Here is a 20838-nt window from a genome sequence, read left to right on the forward strand (position 1 = left end):
TTCATAAATATTTTATTAATTTCGAATTTCTAAACTATATTAATGAAAGTTTGTATCGCCGAAAAGCCAAGTGTAGCCCGTGAAATTGCTAATATCTTAGGAGCCAATACCAAACGAGATGGATATTTCGAAGGTAATGGCTATGCGGTTACTTATACATTCGGTCATTTATGTACACTTTTAGAACCTAAAGACTACAAACCTCACTGGAAAAGCTGGGATTTAAATAATTTGCCCATGCTTCCAGATAAATTTGACACCAAAGTCACGGAAGATTCTGGTATTCAAAAACAGTTTAATATTGTTAAAGGATTATTTGAAAGAGCTGATGTAGTTATCAACTGTGGGGATGCTGGACAAGAAGGAGAATTAATTCAAAGATGGGTTATTAATCAAGCAGGTTATACCGGTGAAATTCAACGATTATGGATTTCTTCCTTAACTGAAGAAGCTATTAAAGAAGGCTTTGAAAATCTAAAAAGTAACGACGATTATAACAATTTATATTACGCAGGTTTTTCTCGTGCTATAGGTGATTGGTTACTGGGATTAAATGCTACTCGATTATATACAGTAAAGTTTGGAGGTTACAAGCAAGTGCTTTCCATAGGTAGAGTACAAACTCCTACCCTAGCCATGTTGGTTAATCGATTTAAGGAAATTCAGAATTTTAAACCTCAACCTTATTGGGAACTTCAAACCTTATATAGAAACACACTTTTTAGCTGTGAAGAAGGTCGTTTTTTAAAAAAGGAAGATGGTGAAGCTTTTGCGAACAAGGTAAAAGAAGCTGATTTTGAAATAACATCTGTAACCAAAAAGAAAGGAAAAGAATATGCTCCTAAGTTATTTGATTTAACTGGATTACAAGTATATTGTAATAATAAATTTGGTTTCTCTGCTGATGAAACTTTAAAAATAGTTCAAAAATTATATGAAATGAAAGTAGTTACCTACCCCAGAGTAGATACTACTTTCTTACCAAATGATATTTATCCTAAAGTTCCTAATATTTTAAAAGGGCTAAAGCAATTTGCAAGTTTAACACAACCTTTATTAGGAAAGAAAATTCGTAAATCGACCAAAGTATTTAACGATAAAAAAGTTACAGATCACCATGCTATCATTCCTACAGGAATAGAAATCAATTTACAGTATAACCAACAACAGGTGTACGATATAATTGCTCGTAGATTTATTGCTGTTTTTTATCCTGATAGTGATATTGCAAAAACTGAAGTAAAAGGAGAAGCTGACAAAGTTCCTTTTAGAACCTCTGGAAAAGAAATTTTAACCAAAGGTTGGCGTGAAGTTTTTGAATTTGGTATAGATACTAAGAAAAATGAAGAAAAAGATGTGTTACCTACTTTTGAAAAAGGTGAAAAAGGTCCACACGAACCGTCTTTCTTAGAAAAAGAGACCAAACCACCTCGAAATTATACAGAAGCAAGTTTATTACGAGCTATGGAAACTGCCGGTAAACAAGTGGATGATGAAGAGATGCGTGATTTAATGAAAGAAAATGGAATTGGTCGTCCTTCTACTCGCGCTAGTATTATAGAAACATTATTCAGACGAAAATACATAGAACGTCAAAAGAAGTTAATTATTCCAACCCAAACTGGTATAGATTTGATAGGTTTAATTGATAATGAATTATTAAAATCTGCTGAATTAACGGGACTTTGGGAAAAACGTTTAAAAGAAATTGAACGTGGTGAATATAATGCTTCTCACTTTATAAAAGAGATGAAACGAATGGTAGATACTTTAGTATATGAAGTACGATCAAGTAAAAAAACTGCTCGTTTATCTGCTGAAACCACAGTTAAGACCACAACTACAAAACCGAAAAAAGCTTCTAAAAAGAAAGAAGTTGCAGGAAAAGAATGTCCAAAGTGTAAAAAAGGTCAACTACTAAAAGGAAACTCAGCTTTTGGATGTTCTAATTATAAAAACGGATGTGATTTTGTTTTAGCCTTCCAATTTTTAGGTAAAAAGATTTCTGAAACTCAACTTATTCGTTTAATTGACAAAGGTTGTACTACCAATTTAAAAGGTTTTAAACAAGGCGATGAAAAAGTTGAAGGCTTGGTTCGTTTTGATGATGATTTTAAATTAAAATTAGAACCAAAAAAAGGAGCTTCAACTCCTAAACAAACTTCACAAAACGATAGTGATAAAATTACATGTCCGAAGTGTAAAAAAGGCACTGTTTTAAAAGGTAAATCGGCTTACGGTTGTTCTGAATATAAAAACGGTTGTGGCTTTGTTTTTACTTTCGATAACATAAAAAAAATGGCTAATGGACAACCATTAACCAAAGAATTAGTTTTAAAAATTATTTCTTCAAACTAACTTCGTTTTTATAATATTCAATTAACTTATCAGGATTCTTAATTGTGTTTTTTATCCATTCAAAGTATAAGGCCTTTTGCTCTTCTGGAGTTAATTGCCAATCTACTTTTGTTTTTCGTAAACGAGAAGTAACATCATTTAAAATAATAGCTGCTGCAACAGATATGTTTAAACTTTCTGTAAAACCTACCATTGGAATTTTCAAAAAACCATCGGCTTCTTGTTTTATATAATCAGAAATTCCATCTTTCTCTGCTCCAAAAACAAAAGCTGTTTTTTTAGTTACATCAAAATCGGCTAGCACACATGAATCTGTATGTGGTGTAGTTCCTATTATTTGATATCCCTTACCTCTTAAATCTTCTAAACACGCCTTAGTATTATCTCCATCTTCTTTAAAACGATTAATATTTAACCATTTCTGACTTCCTTTGGCTACATGTCTAGAAACTTTATTGGTAAATTTATTTTCAATAGCATATACATCTTGAACTCCAAAAATATCACAACTTCTCACTACTGCACTTGCATTATGAGGTTGATAAATATCTTCTAAAACCACGGCAAAATGACGAGTTCTTTCATTTAATACTCTATGAAAAGTATTCTTTCTTTTTTCAGTAATATAGCCTTCTAAATAAGCTAACAATCCTTCATCAATCATACAGCAAACATACTAAAATTATAGCTTCCTATTTTTCTTCAATACAAGGTGATATTTTATCTATATAAAAAATACCATCGAAAGCAGTTAACCAGTTATTTTTATAGCTATAATGACTAGATCCTTTCATATGGAATGTTTCTGAATTATTTTTTAAAGCTTTAAAATTGATAAAAGCATACTGGAGCTTTTTAGAATAAACCCAACTTTCAAAACCTTCCTTTTGAGCATTAATAATTTTATACCCTTCAATATTAGTATTTAAACTTACTCTATCTGTAAACCCAACTCTAGAGGAAAACCCGATACTATAAACCTCATTTGCATTTAATCTATCAATAGCGTACTTACCCGCAGAAGTCTTTGTATAAGAACTTCTACTTGATTTTCCTTTAACTAAATGTGCACTATGCGCCCAAAAAATTATTTTTTCATTTGGAAATTTTGTAGCTACTAACCATAAAATATTTTTCCCCATTTGGGTATCGCGTCCTTGTCTATATTCTTTATTTCCCCATGCCATCTTAGCATAAGATGCTATATTTTCTAAATTCTTAAATAAAAAAGTTTCTTTATTCTTGATGCTTTTTTTTATTTCTGTCAGAGTTTGGAAAAACTTTTTTTGTGTTTTCTTTTTTACCTTTTTAAAATAAGCGTCTTTCTTTTTTGTTTTTTTAACAAAGAAAATCACATCTTTTAATGTTTCTCTAAATAAATTATAGTTATCAATAGTAGAAACATCTATTTCTTTTTCAATATATTTTTCCATCTCACTAACGAAACTAATTCTATCTTCTTCTAAATTCTGTCCTATTTGACAATCAAATCCACTAATCGTAATTGGATTCTTTTTTTGTTGGTTTTTGATGTAACTAAACAATGGATTTACTTGAACACATTTTGACCAAACCGAAAAAATACTTTTCTCAATTTCTTCTATTGGTTTATTCTCATCAGACTTTTTATTAATATTAAAGAAATCACTTTCAAAAGCTAATACATTGAATCCTTTTTTCTCATGCAAATACTTTATAATTCGAGTTTTTGCTTCAAACGCTGTAGCGTCTCCATGATCTTGTTCTCCTAAAAAAACAATTTTAGAACTACCTATTGCATCCCCTATCTTTTTTAAATCTGAAAAATCAGTATCCTTTGGATTTACAGATTTTATTTCTGAAAGATTTTCTAATATTTGATTTTTAACTGATTGTGCTTTTGTTATAAAAGAAATAAACAACAATAATATTGTCAGTTTTTTCATAGTTTATTTTTAAGTTTGATTTGACTTCAAATATAAATGTATCTCAATATTTTTTTTGAGAAAATCAATACTAATATTTCCAAAAATTATCCAATTCAAATAAACTAATGCCTTCTAAAAAGGAAGCTAAAATTTCATATTTTAGTCTCATGAAAAAAAGATTAGTAGTGTTGACTGGTGCTGGTATTAGTGCCGAAAGCGGAATTAAAACATTTAGAGATGCTGATGGACTATGGGAAGGACATGATATTTATGAAGTAGCTTCACCCGAAGGTTTTCGTGCAAATCCTGAATTGGTATTAGACTTTTACAATCAACGTAGAAAACAATTATTGGAGGTTAGTCCAAACGAAGCACATTTTAATTTAGTAAAGCTAGAGGAACATTTTCAGGTAGATATTATTACTCAAAATGTTGATGATTTGCATGAACGCGCTGGAAGCTCTAATGTTTTACATTTACATGGAGAACTTTTAAAAGCTAGAAGTACAGCACATGAACACCTAGTTTATAATTGGGATTCTGATATTACCTTAGGTAGCTTATGCGAACAAAATTCTCAATTACGCCCCCATATAGTATGGTTTGGAGAAGATGTTCCTATGCTTGAAAAAGCTGTTGAAATTACTTTACAAGCTGATATTCTTGTTATAATTGGTACATCAATGCAGGTGTATCCAGCAGCTAGTTTAATTGATTATGCTCCTGAAAATACTCCTATTTATTTTATAGATCCAAAACCTGCAATGAGTAGTAACTCAATGAATAACTTAACCATTATTAAAGACGTTGCTAGTTTAGGTACCGATAAACTAATAGAACATTTAATATAAAAAACGCTGAGATTTCTCATCCATGAAAAAGAAAATTCTATTAAGCCTTATTCTTCTATTTTTAATTTCTGGATGGATATTATCAAAGCAAGATTTTAAAAAGGCACCTCCAACGCTTTATTATAATGCTAATATAATTACGGTTAATAATAAACAACCTACTGCAAATGCCATGCTAGTTACTGATGGCGTAATTGAAGAAATTGGAGAGCTTAAAAATTTTCCTGAATTCAAAAATGAAGATTTACAAAAAATAGATCTTAAAGGAGCAACCATAATGCCGGGTTTTATTGATCCTCATACTCATTTTGCTTTATCTATGTTTTTTCAAAACATGTATGATTTATCTGGATTTAAGCATAAAAATAATGTAGAAGTATGGAAATATTTTGAAAAATACGCCTCTAAAGCTTCTAAAAACGAATGGCTTATTTTTAAAGGTTTAGATCCCGTTTTAGTTAGTGATTTAAAAACTCCAACATTACAATACTTAGATAAAATTGCTCCTAACAATCCTGTAATTATTTTTAGTCAAAGTTTACATAGTTATTGGGTTAATTCTAAAGCCTTAGAAAGTGTAGCTATTACCAAAAACACTGCAAATCCTTCAAAAAACAGTTATTATGAAAAAGATGCTAAAGGAAATTTAACAGGCCTTATTGTTGAACAAGAAGCTTTCAAACCTTTTATAGAAAAACTAAAAAAAGAAGTACTTACTCCTAAAGTATTAAGTAGTTCTTCAGAAAAAATAATGTTGAATTATGCTAAAAATGGGAATACCACTATAGTCTCTACAGGTTTAACTATAAACGATAGTAAACCTCTTATTTTAATGAAGCATTTATCTGATAAAACACCAAGTTTATTAGGTAACTTTTTAGCTTTAATTGGTCAATTCCCAGAAAGAAAACCTACTCCTCGTCATTTTATTTATGTACGTCATGATATGACTTATATTTTACCTGAAACAAAAGGAAAGACTAACGATTTTTATGATATTATAGGAATTAAACACTGGTATGATGGTTCTCCATATACAGGCTCTATGTATATTAATGAACCTTATTTAATCTCTGACTTAACTGAAAATAAACTACACATTCCTATCAACTCTAAAGGAAAAGCTTTGATTGATAATGATGAATTGAAAGAGTTTATTTCAAAATACCATAATAATGGATGGCAAATAGCTATTCATGTCCAGGGTGATGCTGCAAATACTGAAGTAATTAATGCTTTTGAAGAGCTTGATAAAGAATTAGATTTTAAAAATTCTAGACATCGCTTAGAGCATTGTTTGCTTTTACCTGAAAAAGAATTATTAAGAATAAAAAAACTAAACTTATTTCCCAGTTTTCACATAAACCATTTACTCTATTATGGAGATGCTTTAAACACCTCTATTTTAGGTGAAGAAAGGACTTCTAAAATATTACCTATCAAATCTGCTTTAAACACCGGTATAGTAAGTACATTACATGCTGATCAACCCATGTTTGAAAGTAATCCTTTTAGGTTAATTCAAACAGCAATTGAGAGAAAAACTAAAAAAGATAGTTTAATTGGTGGCAACGAACGATTAAATCTTCTTGATGCTATAAAAACCTTAACTATAAATGCCGCATATCAAATACACAAAGAAGACAAGATTGGTTCTTTAGAAAAAGGAAAGTATGCGGATTTTATTGTTCTTGATAAAAATCCTTATTCAGTAAAAACAGAGAAACTACATACCATTAAATGCCTTCAAACATTTATTAATGGAAATAAAGTCACCTATTAATGTTTAAGGATTCTCTTAGCTTTTTGAAACTAGTTTATTAAAATACTCAAACAACTCCCCTTTCGATATAGCACTTCCTTTTTCTATTAAATCGAAAATTTCAGGATTTCTCTCATTTGTGTATTTTTTAGCTCCTGTAAAAAACTCAATCTTCTCATCATTAGGATTTTTCATCAACCATTCAAATCCTTCTTGCTCTAATACATTAATATCTTTATCGATTTTTATTACAATACGATGCATTTCTGCCTCATCGCATTTAAATAAATTAACAACCTTAGGAGAAAAGTGCTCTAAATACTCGGTTCTCGTAAGTACATCGTCCCAAACAACATCACTAAAAACATTCATTTCGTCTTCAGCTACGTGTGGTTTTTCTTCTTTTAATTGTTTCCATTCTTTGGCATCAATGCTTTGTGATGCTAAAAAACGTGCAAACTCTTCGTGTAATCCTTCAAATTGTTCCTTAGTAAGTTGTCTGTATTTCATAAAAAAAACCGCCTTTTATAAGGCGGTTCAAATATCTGAATTTCCGAACAAATTAGAAAATCCATATAAAATTTATAATTATCTAGTAACTGTACCAGAAATTGCTTTACCAGCATATGTATTTGCTACTGTAAACGCAGTAGATACTGCTTGATTACTTAAAGCTTGAACAAAAGGTTTTAAACCAAATGGTGCTTGTGCATCATTAGTTGTTGGTTCAATAGAAATAACTACTGTTGCATTCGTTAAATCGATAGGGAAAGTCACATTAGGGTATCTATTATTAGGGTCTACGATATAATCTTCACCTGGGAAAGGTGGTACACCATTTGGTCCTTTAAATTCATTGTTATTTGCTGCTCCAAAAAAGCTTACATCTGCCATATTAGGATCTGAGAATCTTCCTGTTGATACTGGTGTTGGATTACCTGAATTATCGTTTACAACAACCCATCCTTCATAAATCCATCCATTACCTAAAGTTGGTAAATTAGTAAATCCACCTGTTGTTGGAGGTAAAGCATCTATAAACCAAATTCCGTTAGCATCTGATCCTACTGTTCCAACTGAAGGTGCTTTTAAGAAAGCTTGTCCAGTTGCTGTTTCTAAATTACTTGATCCACTATATAAAGCATCATTTGTTGATGGCGTTGCCGTAGTGTTAGTAAAAGCTCCTTTTGAAAAAATCCATCCACTTGGTGAAGATAAATCCGCTCCAGTTTCATTTGCAGATTCAATAGTAAGCACATATTCTGTAGCTGTATTTACTTTTGTAATATCTATTGAACCACTTGTATGGTTTGCTCCTTCTGTATGAGAAAATCTTCCTGTAGAAATTTTTTCAGCTCCTACAATTAGCCATCCTTCATATACATAATTAGCTCCTAAATCTGGTAAGTTTTGAAACGCTTGTGTTACTGTTTTTGTTGTTGCTACATTATCGTTATCGTCGCTACAAGAAGTAAAAGTTACGATACTTAATGCCGCTAGGCTCATTACTATTTTTCTCATTGTTTTTGTATTTTAAATTTTACAAAAACAAAGTTATATCCTACATTTTTTTTAAAATGTCAGCTAGCTGACACTTAGGCTATATTTTTTCGAAGTCTTAGTTCTTTTCTGTTAAATTCTATGACATTTTCTTGTTTTAACTCATTCATAATTGAGTTTAATGTCTGACGTGAAGTACCAATTAAAGTGGCTATATCTTTTTGACTATATGGATGTTTTATTACGTGATCTCCATTATCTGGACATTCATACCCATAATCTTCACAAAGATCTTTGAAGAATTCTAATAATCTTGTTTTAGTATCTTTAAATAAAAGTAATTGCAATCTTCTTTCTAGCTTTTTCATTCGCAATCCAATAAACTTATAGATCTTAAAGCTTACAGATGCATTATCTCTCATTAAGTCATGCATCGTATCTTTAGCTACAGGACATATAAGTGTTTGATTATCTATAGACTGCGCAAACTCATTTCTTTTTTCAATTCCTAAAATTGCTTTCTCTCCAAATAATTCTCCTTTGGTTAATATTGCTTTGATTACTTCCTCTCCTTCTTCTGTATAGTACCCTATTTTTACTTTCCCTTCATCAATCAAGTACAATTTTGTTGCTGCATCATCTTCAAAATAAATATAATCGCTTTTTTTGTAGGAATTGAACTCATGCCCAGCCTTATACTCCGAATATTTATGCGGGCATAGTATTTTAAATAAATTAACTTCTTCGAAGTACCACAGAGCTCTCATAGTTAAGGCATTTATTAGGGTATGTCGAAAAAGATTAAAATTCATTACAAAAAAACTCTGGTAATATCCAGAGTTTTAAAGACTAATCTTTTTTATAATATTTTCAATCATTTGAACACCGAGGTTTAACTGTTCTATAGATACAAATTCATTAGCTCTATGTGCTTGTTCTATTGATCCTGGTCCACAAATAATACTTTCAAAGCCAGCTTCTGCAAATTGCCCTGCTTCTGTAGCATAGGCCACATAACTAGGTTTGGTATTTCCTGTAACCTCAGCAATAAGTTTTACTATAGAAGCCTCTTCGCTAGTTTGAAGTCCCGGAACTGGAGGATGCAATAACGTATTTTCTATTTTAAACTCTGGAAAAAGTTTTCTTTTTTCTTTCTGAAGTTCATTGCAATACTCCTGATAATCGTTTACAATATCCATAATACTATCTTCTGGTATTGAACGAACATCCCATTGAAATGTAGTATTTCCCGCCACAACATTGGTAGCTATTCCTCCTTTTATTTGCCCCACATGCATTGTTGAATGTGGAGGTAAAAATGATTCATTTCTATTTTGTTGCGATAATTCTTTCATTTTGTTTTCTAACCAAAGAATTAATCTAGTACTTTCATGAATAGCACTTACTTCCTTCTCTATTCTACTACTATGACCTTGACTTCCATTTACTTTTGTTTCGACATACAAAATTCCTTTTTGCCCAACAATTGGTTGCATCATTGAGGGCTCTCCTATAATAGCATATTTAGGTTTTTCTGTATAATAGGATTTTATATGTTCTGCTAATTCTGGCGCTCTTAAACACCCTATTTCTTCATCATAAGAAATAGCAAAATAAATTGGCACTGATAAGTTGGCCTTTACCATTTGAGGTAATACTGATAAAAAACAAGCAATATATCCTTTCATATCACAAGCTCCTCTTCCATACAAATTGCCTTCTTTTTCTATTAATTCAAACGGATTGGTATTCCATGGTTGGCCTTTTACAGGTACCACATCGGTATGTCCTGATAAAATAATACCTCCATCAACAGCTGGTCCTATTCTACAATGTAACGAAGCTTGTGTTTTCTCTTCATTGTATACATATACTGTTTCTACACCGTATTGGTTAATATAGTCGCTAATCCAATTGGCTATAGATAAATTATTTTGTTTACTCAATACATCAAAACTCACAAGTTTTGCTAAGATTTCTTTGGCTGTCATTTTAATAATTTATAAAAGTAGCAATAGTTAAAATAGTCCATGAAAGTACTAATATTATAATTACTAAGGGCAAAATAAATTTAAACCATCGGTTTAAAGGAACTCTGCACATGCTTAGCATAGCTATGAGTCCGCCCAAAGTAGGATTTACCAAGTTGGTTACTCCATCTCCTATTTGAAATGCTAATATGGTTGTTTGCCTAGTTAATCCTAATACTTCTCCTAAAGGAATCATTACTGGAAGTGTTGCTAATGCTTGTCCACTACCAGAAGGAATAAATAAGTTGATTACTCCTTGCGATATTGACATACCAACTGCAGCAAAAAACTTAGGTAATCCCTGTAATAAATTCGCCATTTCAAAAGATATGGTATCGCTAATATTACTTATATCCATTAACACTTTAATTGTAGTTGCAAAACCTACCATAAAAGCACCTGGAGCTGCTTTTGCTATCGATTCTAATACTGTTTCGCTAAAAGTTGTTGGGTTCATTCTTGATACCAAACCACTTCCTATTGCAATCATTAAAAATATTGCTGAAAGTTCTGTAAAATACCAATTGTGTTTAAATACACCCCAAAGTATAATTCCTAAACCAATAACAAATACACTTAAAACTAAGTAATTACTTTTAGTAATTGTATATTCTGAGATAGATTTGGATAATTTTATTCCGTTTTCATCCAATCCTTTTCCTAAAGATTTTTCTGGGTTATCAGTTATTTTTTTTAAATAACGAATATTATAAAATGCTAATGCTCCTAACGCTAGTAAACATAATATAGTTCGTAATATAGCTCCAGAGAATAAAGGTAGTTCTGCTATTTTATGACCAATTCCTACCGTATACGGGTTTATGGGTGATAATCCAAAACCTACGGTAATTGCTGCCACTGAAATACCAGCTGCTAAAATTAAATCGCCTCCAATAGCTATACTTAACACTGCTGCTAGAGGTACCATAGCAATATTATGTTCATACCCTACAAAAACTCCAAGAAAACCATAAAAAAAAGTAATTAAAAACACGATAAGATACCTTTTTTCATCTCCTAACTTCTTCACTAAAGTTCCTGCTGCATTCTCTATAGCCTGTGTTTTTTCCATAACACCAAACATAATTCCTCCTGCCAATACAATAAAAATTATATTTACTGCCGTTTTAAAACCTAAAGGAATTGCTTTAAAAATATCGAAAAAACTTACAGGTGTACTTTGAATTACCTCATATGAATTTGGTATTACTCTATTCCTTCCTTCTACTAAAACTCTTTCAAATTTTCCTGCTGGAATTATATGCGTAAATGCAGAAACCAATATTATGATAACAAATAGTAAAGTTAAAGCATGAGGGATTTTAATTTTTTTCAAAAGTATTGTTTAAGAATTATCATTCATCCCAAAAATAAAAAAGTGCAGTTAAAAACTGCACTTTCTATATAAAATATTTGATTTTTAGAAAATTAAGCATTCTGCTTTTTTATTAAATTTAATGCTGAACCTTCTTTATACCATTCTATCTGCCCTTTATTATAAGTGTGATTTGCTAAAATTGTATCCTTAGAACCATCAGCATGTACCACTTCTATAGTTAAAGGTTTATTAGGAGCAAACTCATGTAAATCTAAGAAATTAAACGTATCATCTTCTTGGATTAAATCATAGTCAGATTCGTTTGCAAATGTTAATCCTAACATCCCTTGTTTTTTAAGGTTTGTTTCATGAATTCTAGCAAATGATTTTACCAACACAGCTACAACTCCTAAATGACGAGGCTCCATAGCTGCATGCTCACGTGAAGAACCTTCTCCATAATTGTGATCTCCAACAACTATAGTTTTAACTCCTGCTGCCTTATACGCTCTTTGCGTTTTAGGAACAGCGTCATATTCTCCAGTAATTTGACTTTTTACAAAGTTTGTTTGCTTGTTATAAGCATTTACCGCACCAATTAAACAGTTATTTGAAATATTATCTAAATGTCCACGATAACGTAACCAAGGTCCTGCCATAGAAATATGATCTGTAGTACACTTTCCAAAAGCTTTGATTAATAATTTTGCGCCTTTAATTTCATCTCCTATAGGTGTAAATGGCGTTAACAACTCTAAACGCTCTGAATTAGGGTTTACCACAACTTCTACACCACTTCCGTCTTCTATAGGCTCTAAATAACCATTATCATCTACTTCAAATCCTTTTGGAGGTAATTCCCATCCTGTAGGCTCATCTAACATAACTTCTTCTCCATTTTCATTGATTAATTTATCAGTCAATGGATTAAAATCTAAACGACCTGCTATTGCAATAGCCGCTGTTAATTCTGGTGAAGCTACAAAAGCATGCGTATTCGGATTTCCATCAGCACGTTTTGCAAAATTTCTATTAAATGAGTGTACTATAGAATTTTTAGGTGCATTTTTTGGATCTTCATAACGTCCCCATTGACCTATACATGGACCACATGCATTGGTGAAAATTTTAGCATTTAAATTTTCAAAAACTTGTAAAATACCATCTCTCTCAGCCGTATAACGAACTTGCTCTGACCCTGGGTTAATACCAAATTCTGCCTTGGTTTTTAATCCTTTATCCAAAGCTTGTTGTGCTACTGATGATGCTCTAGACAAATCTTCATAAGATGAATTTGTACATGAACCTATTAACCCCCATTCTACTTGCAATGGCCAATTATTAGCTGTTGCTTTTTCTGTCATTTCTTTACCCACTGAAGTAGATAAATCTGGCGTAAATGGTCCATTTAATAAAGGTCCTAATTCTGATAGATTAATTTCAATTACCTGATCAAAATATTTTTCTGGGTTTGCATACACCTCTGCATCACCTGTAAGATGTTCTTTAATTGCATTTGCTGCATCAGCTACATCATCTCTATCAGTAGCACGTAAATAACGTTCCATAGAATCGTCATAACCAAAAGTAGAAGTAGTTGCTCCTATTTCAGCTCCCATATTACATATGGTTCCTTTACCTGTACAAGACATAGCTGTAGCACCTGGACCAAAATATTCTACAATTGCTCCTGTTCCTCCCTTTACCGTTAAGATTTCTGCTACTTTTAAAATTACATCTTTAGGAGCCGTCCAACCTGATAACTTACCTGTTAACTTTACTCCTATTAATTTTGGAAACTTTAACTCCCAAGGCATTCCTGCCATAACATCTACTGCATCTGCACCTCCGACACCAATTGCTACCATTCCTAATCCCCCAGCATTTACGGTATGTGAATCGGTACCAATCATCATTCCCCCAGGGAAAGCATAATTTTCTAGTACTACTTGGTGAATAATTCCAGCTCCTGGTTTCCAAAATCCAATTCCATATTTATTAGAAACTGATTCTAAAAAATTAAATACTTCGTTTGAATTATTTAACGCTGTTTGTAAATCTACTGAAGCTCCTACTTTTGCCTGAATTAAGTGATCGCAATGTACTGTAGTAGGTACTGCTACTTTTTTCTTTCCCGCTTGCATAAACTGCAATAAGGCCATTTGTGCTGTTGCATCTTGACATGCTATACGATCTGGTGCAAAATCTACATAATCAACACCTCTTTTATAAGTGGTCGTTACTTCACCATCCCATAAATGCGTATATAAAATCTTTTCAGCAAGTGTTAATGGTTTACCTGTAAGTTTTTTTGCTGCATTAACTCGCTCTTCAAACTTACTATAAACCTTTTTAATCATTTCGATATCAAAAGCCATGTGTTTGTTTAGTTTTTTGTTACATGTCTAAAGTTAGGAAAAAATGACGTAATCGAATTGATTTCACTATAATTAATACAAATAGAAGTATCTGATTAATTGATAAAAACAGTATAAAAAATAAAAGTCCGAGCTTTAAACTCGGACTTTTTTTTATTATAAAAAACAATATAAATTACATTACTAATTGTTTTTGTGATGGCTTAAATTTAGTTAATACTATACCATCTACTGCTGCTTCATATTCTTCCATAGTAGGAGTTCTTCCTAAAATAGTTGATAATACCACTACTGGTGTAGATGATAATAAAGATTGTCCTTTTTTCTCAGCTGTATCTTTTACAACACGTCCTTGGAATAAACGAGTTGATGTAGCCATTACAGTATCTCCCGGCTCTGCTTTTTCTTGGTTCCCCATACAAAGGTTACATCCTGGACGCTCTAAATATAATTTGTTTTCATATTTAGTACGTGCTGCTCCTTTAGGGTTATCATCGTCAAATACAAATCCAGCATACTTAGCTAATACTTCCCAATCACCTTCTGCTTTTAATTCATCAACAATATTATATGTTGGTGGAGCTACTACTAAAGGAGCTTTAAATTCTACTTCTCCTTTTTGTGCTTCAATATTTTTTAGCATTTGTGCTAAAATCTGCATATCTCCTTTGTGTACCATACAAGAACCTACGAAACCTAAATCTACTGGCATTGTTCCTTCATAAAAAGATAACGGACGAATAGTATCGTGAGTATAACGTTTAGATGGATCTTCATTATGTACATCTGGATCAGCAATCATTGGTTCAGCAATTTCATCTAAATCAATAACAACCTCTGCATAATATTTAGCATTTGCATCTGGCTTTAACGCTGGTCTTTCTCCTGTTTTTAATTCATTGATACGCTTGTTAGCTTTATCAACTAAACCTTTAAGAACTTGCTTCTCATTATCCATACCTTTATCAATCATGATTTGGATACGCTCTCTAGCAATTTCTAAAGATTCTATTAATGTTTCTTCTTCTGAAATACAGATAGAAGCTTTTGCTTTCATTTCCGCAGTCCAGTCAGTAAAAGTAAACGCTTGATCTGAAGTTAAGGTACCAATATGAACCTCTATAATTCTTCCTTGGAATACGTTTTCTCCTCCGAATTGCTTTAACATTTGTTGTTGTGTTGCATGTACTACATCACGGAAATCCATAAAACTTCTCATCTCTCCTTTGAAAGTAACTTTTACAGAATCTGGAATTGGCATAGTAGCTTCTCCTGTTGCTAAAGCTAAAGCTACAGTTCCTGAATCGGCACCAAAAGCAACTCCTTTAGACATACGAGTGTGAGAATCTCCTCCAATAATTACATCCCAATCATCTACAGCAATATCATTTAATACTTTGTGAATAACATCAGTCATTGCATGATACTTTCCTTTAGGATCACGAGCCGTGATTAATCCAAAGTCGTTCATGAACTTCATTAATCTAGGAATATTTGCTTTAGATTTGTCATCCCAAACTGAAGCTGTATGACATCCAGATTGGTAACCAGCATCTACAATTGGTGAGATAACAGTAGCTGCCATCATTTCTAATTCTTGAGAAGTCATTAATCCTGTAGTATCTTGAGAACCTACAATATTAACCTCAACACGAACATTAGATCCTGTATGTAATGTTTTTCCTGGAGTTGTTCCTACAGCATTTTTATTAAATATTTTCTCTACTGCAGTTAACCCTTGTCCATCTATTGAGATTTCTTTAGATGCAGCATACACCTGAGGAACATCAATTCCTAAAGCTTTACAAGCAAATGTTTGTAATTTTTTACCGAAAACCACTGCATAAGAACCTCCTGCTTTGATAAACTCCATTTTTTGTGGTGTTAAAGCTGTTGAGATATCTTTTAATTCCTGATCTCCGTTATATAATTTCTTTGTTTTTGTATTAATTGTTAAAACCGTTCCTGTTTCAACTGAATACATTTGCTCTAATACTGGCTCTCCATCTTCATCATAAACTGTATTCCCTTCTTCATCTTTTTTCTTCACCCAGTTTTTTAAATCAATTCCTATACCACCAGTTACACCTACAGTAGTTAAGAAAATTGGTGCAATACCATTAGTTCCAGCAATTACTGGTGCTATATTAATAAATGGCACATAAGGACTTGAAGGAACTCCTGTCCATAATGCAACATTATTTACTCCTGACATTCTTGAAGACCCTACTCCCATTGTTCCTTTTTCAGCAATTAACATAATACGCTTATCTGGGTGCTGTTCTTTTAAAGCTAATACTTCTTGTTGCATTTCTTTATTATGCTCAAACATACACTGACCGTGTAACTCACGATCTGATCTTGAATGTGCATCTGCCCCTGGTGATAATAAATCAGTAGAAATATCTCCTATACCAGCTACATATGTAACTACCTCTATTTCTTCATCTATTTCTGGTAACTTTGTAAAAAACTCAGCTTGTGCATAGCTTTCGATAATTTCTTTAGCTATTGCATTTCCAGATTTCATAGCTTCTTCTAAACGCTCAGTATCTGCTTCATATAAGAATACTTGAGTTTTTAATACCTTAGCTGCTTCTTTTGCTATCTCTTCATCATTCCCTAAAGCTAAGTCTAATAAAACTGCTATTGATGGTCCTCCTTTCATGTGAGATAATTGCTCGAAAGCAAACTCAACAGAAATTTCTTCCACTACAGATTCTCCTAAAATAATCTCTTTTAAAAATTTAGCCTTTACACCAGCAGCACTAGTAGTACCAGGTAAAACATTATAAATAAAAAAGTTAAGAGACTCTTTACGGTGTGCATTATTTACATCTTTAATTTGCGAAATAATATCTTCTAATAATTCACTTCCGTCAATTGGCTTAGGATGTAATCCTTGGCCTTTTCTTTCTTCAATCTCTTTAAGATAATCTGAATACGTGTTCATAAAAGGTTTGTTTTTTAATAATAAAGAAAACTTATAAGCTTATATAAATTCTACTTATTGAAGATATAGTATCTTATCAGATAGATCAATCTTACTTAATAAATTCTCTTAAACAAAAACTAGCTGCGTGATGCTTTTTAAAAAGCTTTTCAACTTTTATAGCTACGTTTTTATATAAATTATTTTGTTAATTTTTAAGCTTAGCAAAACTACGATTTTAGCATGAGATTAAAAAATAAACAACAAAACCCAAAAAACAATAAATTTACTTAATTAAAAACCTAGTTTTTGAGAAAAATCCAAAAAAAAGCAGTTTTAATCCCTTTAAAATTACGAATATGACAATTCACTGTTTTTTAGATATTAAAAAATAACAGTATAATGATTCTAAATAAGAAAAAAAGCAGACCAGTAAGCTGGATTCTGTTCCTCTAACGAGGCTCTTATCATTTATCTAGTTTTACAATTACTTGTAAAATCAATCTGCCTACCCCTTAGAATCGCGCGAGTAACGCTCGAGCTCTAATGTACATGGCATTGCACCGCATAGAGTTTACCTGGTTTCACTACAGCATTACCTGTACATACTTTCTGTTGCACTTGTCCTCGGTTTACACCGGACGGATGTTATCCGCTATGCTACTCTTTGGTGTCCAGACTTTCCTACTTATACTAAATATAAGTCGATAAGATAGGTCTGCTTATATATTTTTGTGATTTTTTAGTCTTAGTTCATAAAAAACCCACTCAAAATTTGAGTGGGAAAATTGCTATGAAAAAGAAAAAGTGTCTAGAACGTCTCCTAGACACTGCAAATATAAAATTGTTTTTCAAAAAAAAAAAATATTTTTTCTTTTTTTTTTAAGAAAACATATCTTTTACTTTCTCAAAAAATGATTTATCCGATTTTTGTGGATTCGGGCTAAAGTTCTCGTCTTCTTGCATTTGCTCAAAAAACTTACGTTGCTCTTTAGTTAACTCTTGTGGCGTCCATACATTCACATGAATTAAGAAATCGCCATTTCCATATCTTTCAATGCTTGGTAATCCCTTACCTTTTAATCTTAAAATTTTACCAGATTGTGTACCTGCTTCTATTTTAATCTTTACTTTTCCTGTTACTGTTTGAACTTCTTTTGACGCTCCTAAAACAGCTTCTGAAAAGTTTATATATAAATCGTAGTGAATATTACTTCCTTCTCTTTTTAGAGTTTCGTGAGGAATTTCTTCAATTAAAACTAATAAATCTCCTGAAATAGAATTTTTACCAGGAGCTTCATTTCCTTTTCCTCCCACTTTTAATTGAACACCTTCTGTTACTCCTTCAGGAATGTTTATAGAAACGGTTTCTTCTTTTACTATTAATCCTTGAGCATCTGAACCATTTGGTTTACTACCAATCATTTCTCCTGCTCCATGGCATGTACCACAAGTAGTTGCTGTTTGCATTCTACCTAAAATGGTATTAGTAACGCGCATTTGTTGCCCACTACCATTACAAGTAGTACAGGTTTTGTAAGTTACTCCGTCAGCTTGAACCTTTCTTCTAACTTTTACCTTCTTTTCTACTCCATTGGCTATTTCTTCTAGGGTAAGCTTTACACGAATACGTAAATTACTTCCTTTAACTCTGGCTTGGCGTTGTCCGCCTCCACCAAAACCACCGAAGCCACCACCAAAAGCTCCTCCAAAAATATCTCCGAACTGACTGAATATGTCATCCATATTCATTCCTCCGCCACCAAAACCACCTTGGCCACCTTCAAATGCTGCATGTCCATACTGATCGTAACGAGCTTTCTTATTCTCATCACTTAGTACTTCATAAGCCTCAGCACATAATTTAAATTTTTCTTCAGCGTTTTTATCATCTGGATTTTTATCTGGATGATATTTAATCGCCATTTTACGGTACGCCTTCTTTATTTCAGACTGTGTTGCTGATTTTGAAACACCTAATACTTCGTAGTAATCTTGTTTTGCCATTTTAATTCAATTGACAATTAGCAATTAACAAAAACAATTGATAACTGATAATTGGTAATTTTGTTTACGCTTGTCCAACCACCACTTTTGGGTGACGGATAATTTTATCTCCTAATTTATATCCCTTTTCTACACAATCGATAATTTTTCCTTTTAAATCATCTGATGGTGCTGGTATTTGAGTAATTGCCTGATGTACTTCTGCATCAAAATCATCTCCTGCCTTCACTTCTACTACTGTTAATCCTTTTTGTTCTAAAGTTTTAACTAACTTTTGATATATTAACAATACACCTTTACGTAATTCTTCTGCTTCTTTATCGTCTTCTATATGAGTCAACGCTCTTTCAAAATCATCCAAAATTGGCAGTAAAACTGTCATTACTTCTTGATTTGCCGTTTTAAATAACTCAATACGTTCTTTTGAAGTTCTCTTTTTATAATTTTCAAACTCTGCAAATAAACGTAAATATTTATCTTTTTCTACTTGAATTAACTCCTCTGTAGTAGGCTCCTCTTCCTTAACAGCTCCCTCATTCTCAACAACTTCCTCTTGATTTGTCTCAGCTTCAATATTATCTTTTAACTCGTCTTCTTTAGTATATTGATCTTTACTCATTGTAAATCTTCTCTTTTATTTTCCCTTTATTTGAGCAATAATACTGCCAATAGATGAAAATATGTCAACATGACATTTTGAAATTTTAAATAATTTGACCTTTGTATGTAGGTAATTTTAAAATTTTATTTAAAAATTACTTTTTTTCATTTATAATTTCTACTTTTAGAAAAATTATAAACAAACTTTAAGTCCCTCATTAATTATGAAAAAAAACTTATTAAACATTAGTGGAGCAACAATTTTAACTAGAAAAGAACAAAAAAATTTAACAGGAGGAATCTCTTTCGATCAAGACATTCGTAAATGTGGTTGTGATTGTGCAGGAAGAGTAACTGGACCTTTTTATTGTCACCAATTAATAGCTTGCCCTCAGGTTTATACATGTGATGAAGAAAGTGCTTTATCATAAAAAACAACTTATTTCAAGATAAAAACCAGCTTTACAGCTGGTTTTTTATGTTAATTTATTTCTTTATTATTTTCTATTTCTCTTGGTTCTTCATCTTTCTGAAATAACCTTGCCGATAAATTCCCCTTCAGCACTATAGACTCTCCGTTTACTTCTAACCAACTCCCTTCTCTAAGCCCTAATACCTTAGTCTCATTAAAAATATGATATTCTTTAATTCTTGTCTCTCTAGTTTCTCCCATATGAGTAGAATCTGGATTAGGATCTAAATAATGCGCATTAATATTAAACGGTATAAACTCTAATGTTTTAAAACTTGGCGGATATACAATAGGCATATCATTAGTATTCATCATTGTTACTCCACATATATTACTTCCTGCACTTGTTCCTAAATACGGTATTCCTTTTTCGACTACCTTCTTTAAATCAGAAAAAATATTGTTTTTATAAATCTGATTTACTAGCTCAAAAGTATTCCCTCCTCCTGTAAAAATTGCTTCCGCTTTTTGAATTCCTTCTTGAGGATTTTCAAATTGATGCACTCCTACTACTTTCTTATTTATTTTTTCAAATGCTTTACTAGCAATTTCTGTATATTCATCATAACTTATTCCTCCTGGTCGTGCATACGGAATAAACAAAATTGTCTCTATACCTTTAAAAAAGTTAGAAAGTGTTGGTAAAATATATTCTAAATATCCACTACCGTGAACTGTTGATGTACTTGCTATTATAAGTTTTTTCATAAATCAAATTAACAA

The 20838-nt window shown here is 31.9% G+C and carries 16 protein-coding genes and 1 other RNA gene; 4 read left to right on the forward strand and 13 right to left on the reverse strand.

All coding sequences use genetic code 11. The features are described 5' to 3' along the window. Positions 1-42 precede the first annotated feature (42 nt). Positions 43-2358: a type IA DNA topoisomerase gene (locus F7018_RS17725; protein ID WP_150901443.1), complete on the forward strand. Its 2316-nt coding sequence runs from the start codon at positions 43-45 to the stop codon at positions 2356-2358. Here the strand turns inward: F7018_RS17725 and F7018_RS17730 are convergent. Together F7018_RS17730 and F7018_RS17735 are read right to left on the reverse strand one after the other, a co-directional pair. Further along, positions 2342-3022 (reverse strand): TrmH family RNA methyltransferase, encoded by a 681-nt coding sequence (locus tag F7018_RS17730; protein WP_150901444.1) that lies wholly within the window; start codon positions 3020-3022, stop codon positions 2342-2344. The genes F7018_RS17725 and F7018_RS17730 overlap by 17 nt on opposite strands. A 28-nt stretch (positions 3023-3050) precedes the next feature. Further along, entirely contained in the window at positions 3051-4283 is a 1233-nt protein-coding gene (locus F7018_RS17735) for an erythromycin esterase family protein (protein ID WP_150901445.1), read from the reverse strand. A 149-nt stretch (positions 4284-4432) separates the two neighbouring features. Between F7018_RS17735 and F7018_RS17740 the strand changes: the two genes are divergently transcribed. Continuing rightward, on the forward strand, positions 4433-5116 hold the full coding sequence (locus F7018_RS17740) for an SIR2 family NAD-dependent protein deacylase (protein WP_150901446.1): 684 nt from the start codon (positions 4433-4435) through the stop codon (positions 5114-5116). 22 nt (positions 5117-5138) lie between these two features. Further along, entirely contained in the window at positions 5139-6899 is a 1761-nt protein-coding gene (locus F7018_RS17745) for an amidohydrolase (protein ID WP_150901447.1), read from the forward strand. Between the two features lie 15 nt (positions 6900-6914). Here F7018_RS17745 and F7018_RS17750 read toward each other — a convergent pair whose 3' ends face one another. The 10 genes from F7018_RS17750 to F7018_RS17795 all read right to left on the reverse strand — a co-directional run bounded on the left by F7018_RS17750 (position 6915) and on the right by F7018_RS17795 (position 19662). Continuing rightward, the gene (locus F7018_RS17750; RefSeq protein WP_150901448.1) at positions 6915-7388 is read right to left on the reverse strand and encodes a DUF6495 family protein; all 474 of its coding nucleotides are present in this window, start codon (positions 7386-7388) and stop codon (positions 6915-6917) included. Between the two features lie 78 nt (positions 7389-7466). After that, positions 7467-8399: a hypothetical protein gene (locus F7018_RS17755; protein ID WP_150901449.1), complete on the reverse strand. Its 933-nt coding sequence runs from the start codon at positions 8397-8399 to the stop codon at positions 7467-7469. Between the two features lie 74 nt (positions 8400-8473). Then, complete coding sequence (locus tag F7018_RS17760) at positions 8474-9145, reverse strand: Crp/Fnr family transcriptional regulator (RefSeq protein ID WP_150901450.1); 672 nt, start codon at positions 9143-9145, stop codon at positions 8474-8476. Between the two features lie 75 nt (positions 9146-9220). Continuing rightward, complete coding sequence (argE, locus tag F7018_RS17765; RefSeq protein WP_150901451.1) at positions 9221-10369, reverse strand: acetylornithine deacetylase; 1149 nt, start codon at positions 10367-10369, stop codon at positions 9221-9223. A 1-nt stretch (position 10370) separates the two neighbouring features. Further along, complete coding sequence (locus tag F7018_RS17770) at positions 10371-11744, reverse strand: YfcC family protein (protein WP_246175241.1); 1374 nt, start codon at positions 11742-11744, stop codon at positions 10371-10373. Positions 11745-11836: 92 nt separating this feature from the next. After that, positions 11837-14104 (reverse strand): aconitate hydratase, encoded by a 2268-nt coding sequence (locus F7018_RS17775; protein WP_150901453.1) that lies wholly within the window; start codon positions 14102-14104, stop codon positions 11837-11839. 175 nt (positions 14105-14279) lie between these two features. After that, positions 14280-17057, reverse strand: a complete 2778-nt coding sequence (locus tag F7018_RS17780) for a bifunctional aconitate hydratase 2/2-methylisocitrate dehydratase (protein ID WP_150901454.1) — start codon at positions 17055-17057, stop codon at positions 14280-14282. Positions 17058-17453: 396 nt separating this feature from the next. Further along, positions 17454-17761, reverse strand: an RNA gene (gene rnpB, locus F7018_RS17785) — RNase P RNA component class A. 157 nt (positions 17762-17918) lie between these two features. Further along, positions 17919-19043: a molecular chaperone DnaJ gene (gene dnaJ / locus F7018_RS17790; protein ID WP_150901455.1), complete on the reverse strand. Its 1125-nt coding sequence runs from the start codon at positions 19041-19043 to the stop codon at positions 17919-17921. A gap of 64 nt (positions 19044-19107) precedes the next feature. Next, positions 19108-19662 (reverse strand): nucleotide exchange factor GrpE, encoded by a 555-nt coding sequence (locus tag F7018_RS17795; RefSeq protein ID WP_150901456.1) that lies wholly within the window; start codon positions 19660-19662, stop codon positions 19108-19110. A gap of 205 nt (positions 19663-19867) precedes the next feature. Between F7018_RS17795 and F7018_RS17800 the strand changes: the two genes are divergently transcribed. Further along, complete coding sequence (locus tag F7018_RS17800) at positions 19868-20074, forward strand: hypothetical protein (RefSeq protein WP_150901457.1); 207 nt, start codon at positions 19868-19870, stop codon at positions 20072-20074. A gap of 50 nt (positions 20075-20124) precedes the next feature. Here F7018_RS17800 and pepE read toward each other — a convergent pair whose 3' ends face one another. Continuing rightward, entirely contained in the window at positions 20125-20823 is a 699-nt protein-coding gene (gene pepE / locus F7018_RS17805) for a dipeptidase PepE (RefSeq protein WP_150901458.1), read from the reverse strand. Positions 20824-20838 lie beyond the last annotated feature (15 nt).

The sequence above is a fragment of the Tenacibaculum aiptasiae genome (assembly GCF_008806755.1).
Classification (GTDB): Bacteria; Bacteroidota; Bacteroidia; order Flavobacteriales; family Flavobacteriaceae; genus Polaribacter; species Polaribacter aiptasiae.

Bases quoted from the DNA above. Each gene is read 5' to 3' on its own strand.
- F7018_RS17725 (WP_150901443.1), top strand. From the start codon at position 43: ATGAAAGTTTGTATCGCCGAAAAGCCAAGTGTAGCCCGTGAAATTGCT.
- F7018_RS17745 (WP_150901447.1), top strand. From the start codon at position 5,139: ATGAAAAAGAAAATTCTATTAAGCCTTATTCTTCTATTTTTAATTTCT.
- F7018_RS17735 (WP_150901445.1), bottom strand. From the start codon at position 4,283: ATGAAAAAACTGACAATATTATTGTTGTTTATTTCTTTTATAACAAAA.
- F7018_RS17800 (WP_150901457.1), top strand. From the start codon at position 19,868: ATGAAAAAAAACTTATTAAACATTAGTGGAGCAACAATTTTAACTAGA.
- pepE (WP_150901458.1), bottom strand. From the start codon at position 20,823: ATGAAAAAACTTATAATAGCAAGTACATCAACAGTTCACGGTAGTGGA.
- F7018_RS17750 (WP_150901448.1), bottom strand. From the start codon at position 7,388: ATGAAATACAGACAACTTACTAAGGAACAATTTGAAGGATTACACGAA.
- dnaJ (WP_150901455.1), bottom strand. From the start codon at position 19,043: ATGGCAAAACAAGATTACTACGAAGTATTAGGTGTTTCAAAATCAGCA.
- F7018_RS17755 (WP_150901449.1), bottom strand. From the start codon at position 8,399: ATGAGAAAAATAGTAATGAGCCTAGCGGCATTAAGTATCGTAACTTTT.
- F7018_RS17740 (WP_150901446.1), top strand. From the start codon at position 4,433: ATGAAAAAAAGATTAGTAGTGTTGACTGGTGCTGGTATTAGTGCCGAA.
- F7018_RS17730 (WP_150901444.1), bottom strand. From the start codon at position 3,022: ATGATTGATGAAGGATTGTTAGCTTATTTAGAAGGCTATATTACTGAA.
- F7018_RS17775 (WP_150901453.1), bottom strand. From the start codon at position 14,104: ATGGCTTTTGATATCGAAATGATTAAAAAGGTTTATAGTAAGTTTGAA.
- F7018_RS17795 (WP_150901456.1), bottom strand. From the start codon at position 19,662: ATGAGTAAAGATCAATATACTAAAGAAGACGAGTTAAAAGATAATATT.
- F7018_RS17780 (WP_150901454.1), bottom strand. From the start codon at position 17,057: ATGAACACGTATTCAGATTATCTTAAAGAGATTGAAGAAAGAAAAGGC.
- F7018_RS17760 (WP_150901450.1), bottom strand. From the start codon at position 9,145: ATGAGAGCTCTGTGGTACTTCGAAGAAGTTAATTTATTTAAAATACTA.
- argE (WP_150901451.1), bottom strand. From the start codon at position 10,369: ATGACAGCCAAAGAAATCTTAGCAAAACTTGTGAGTTTTGATGTATTG.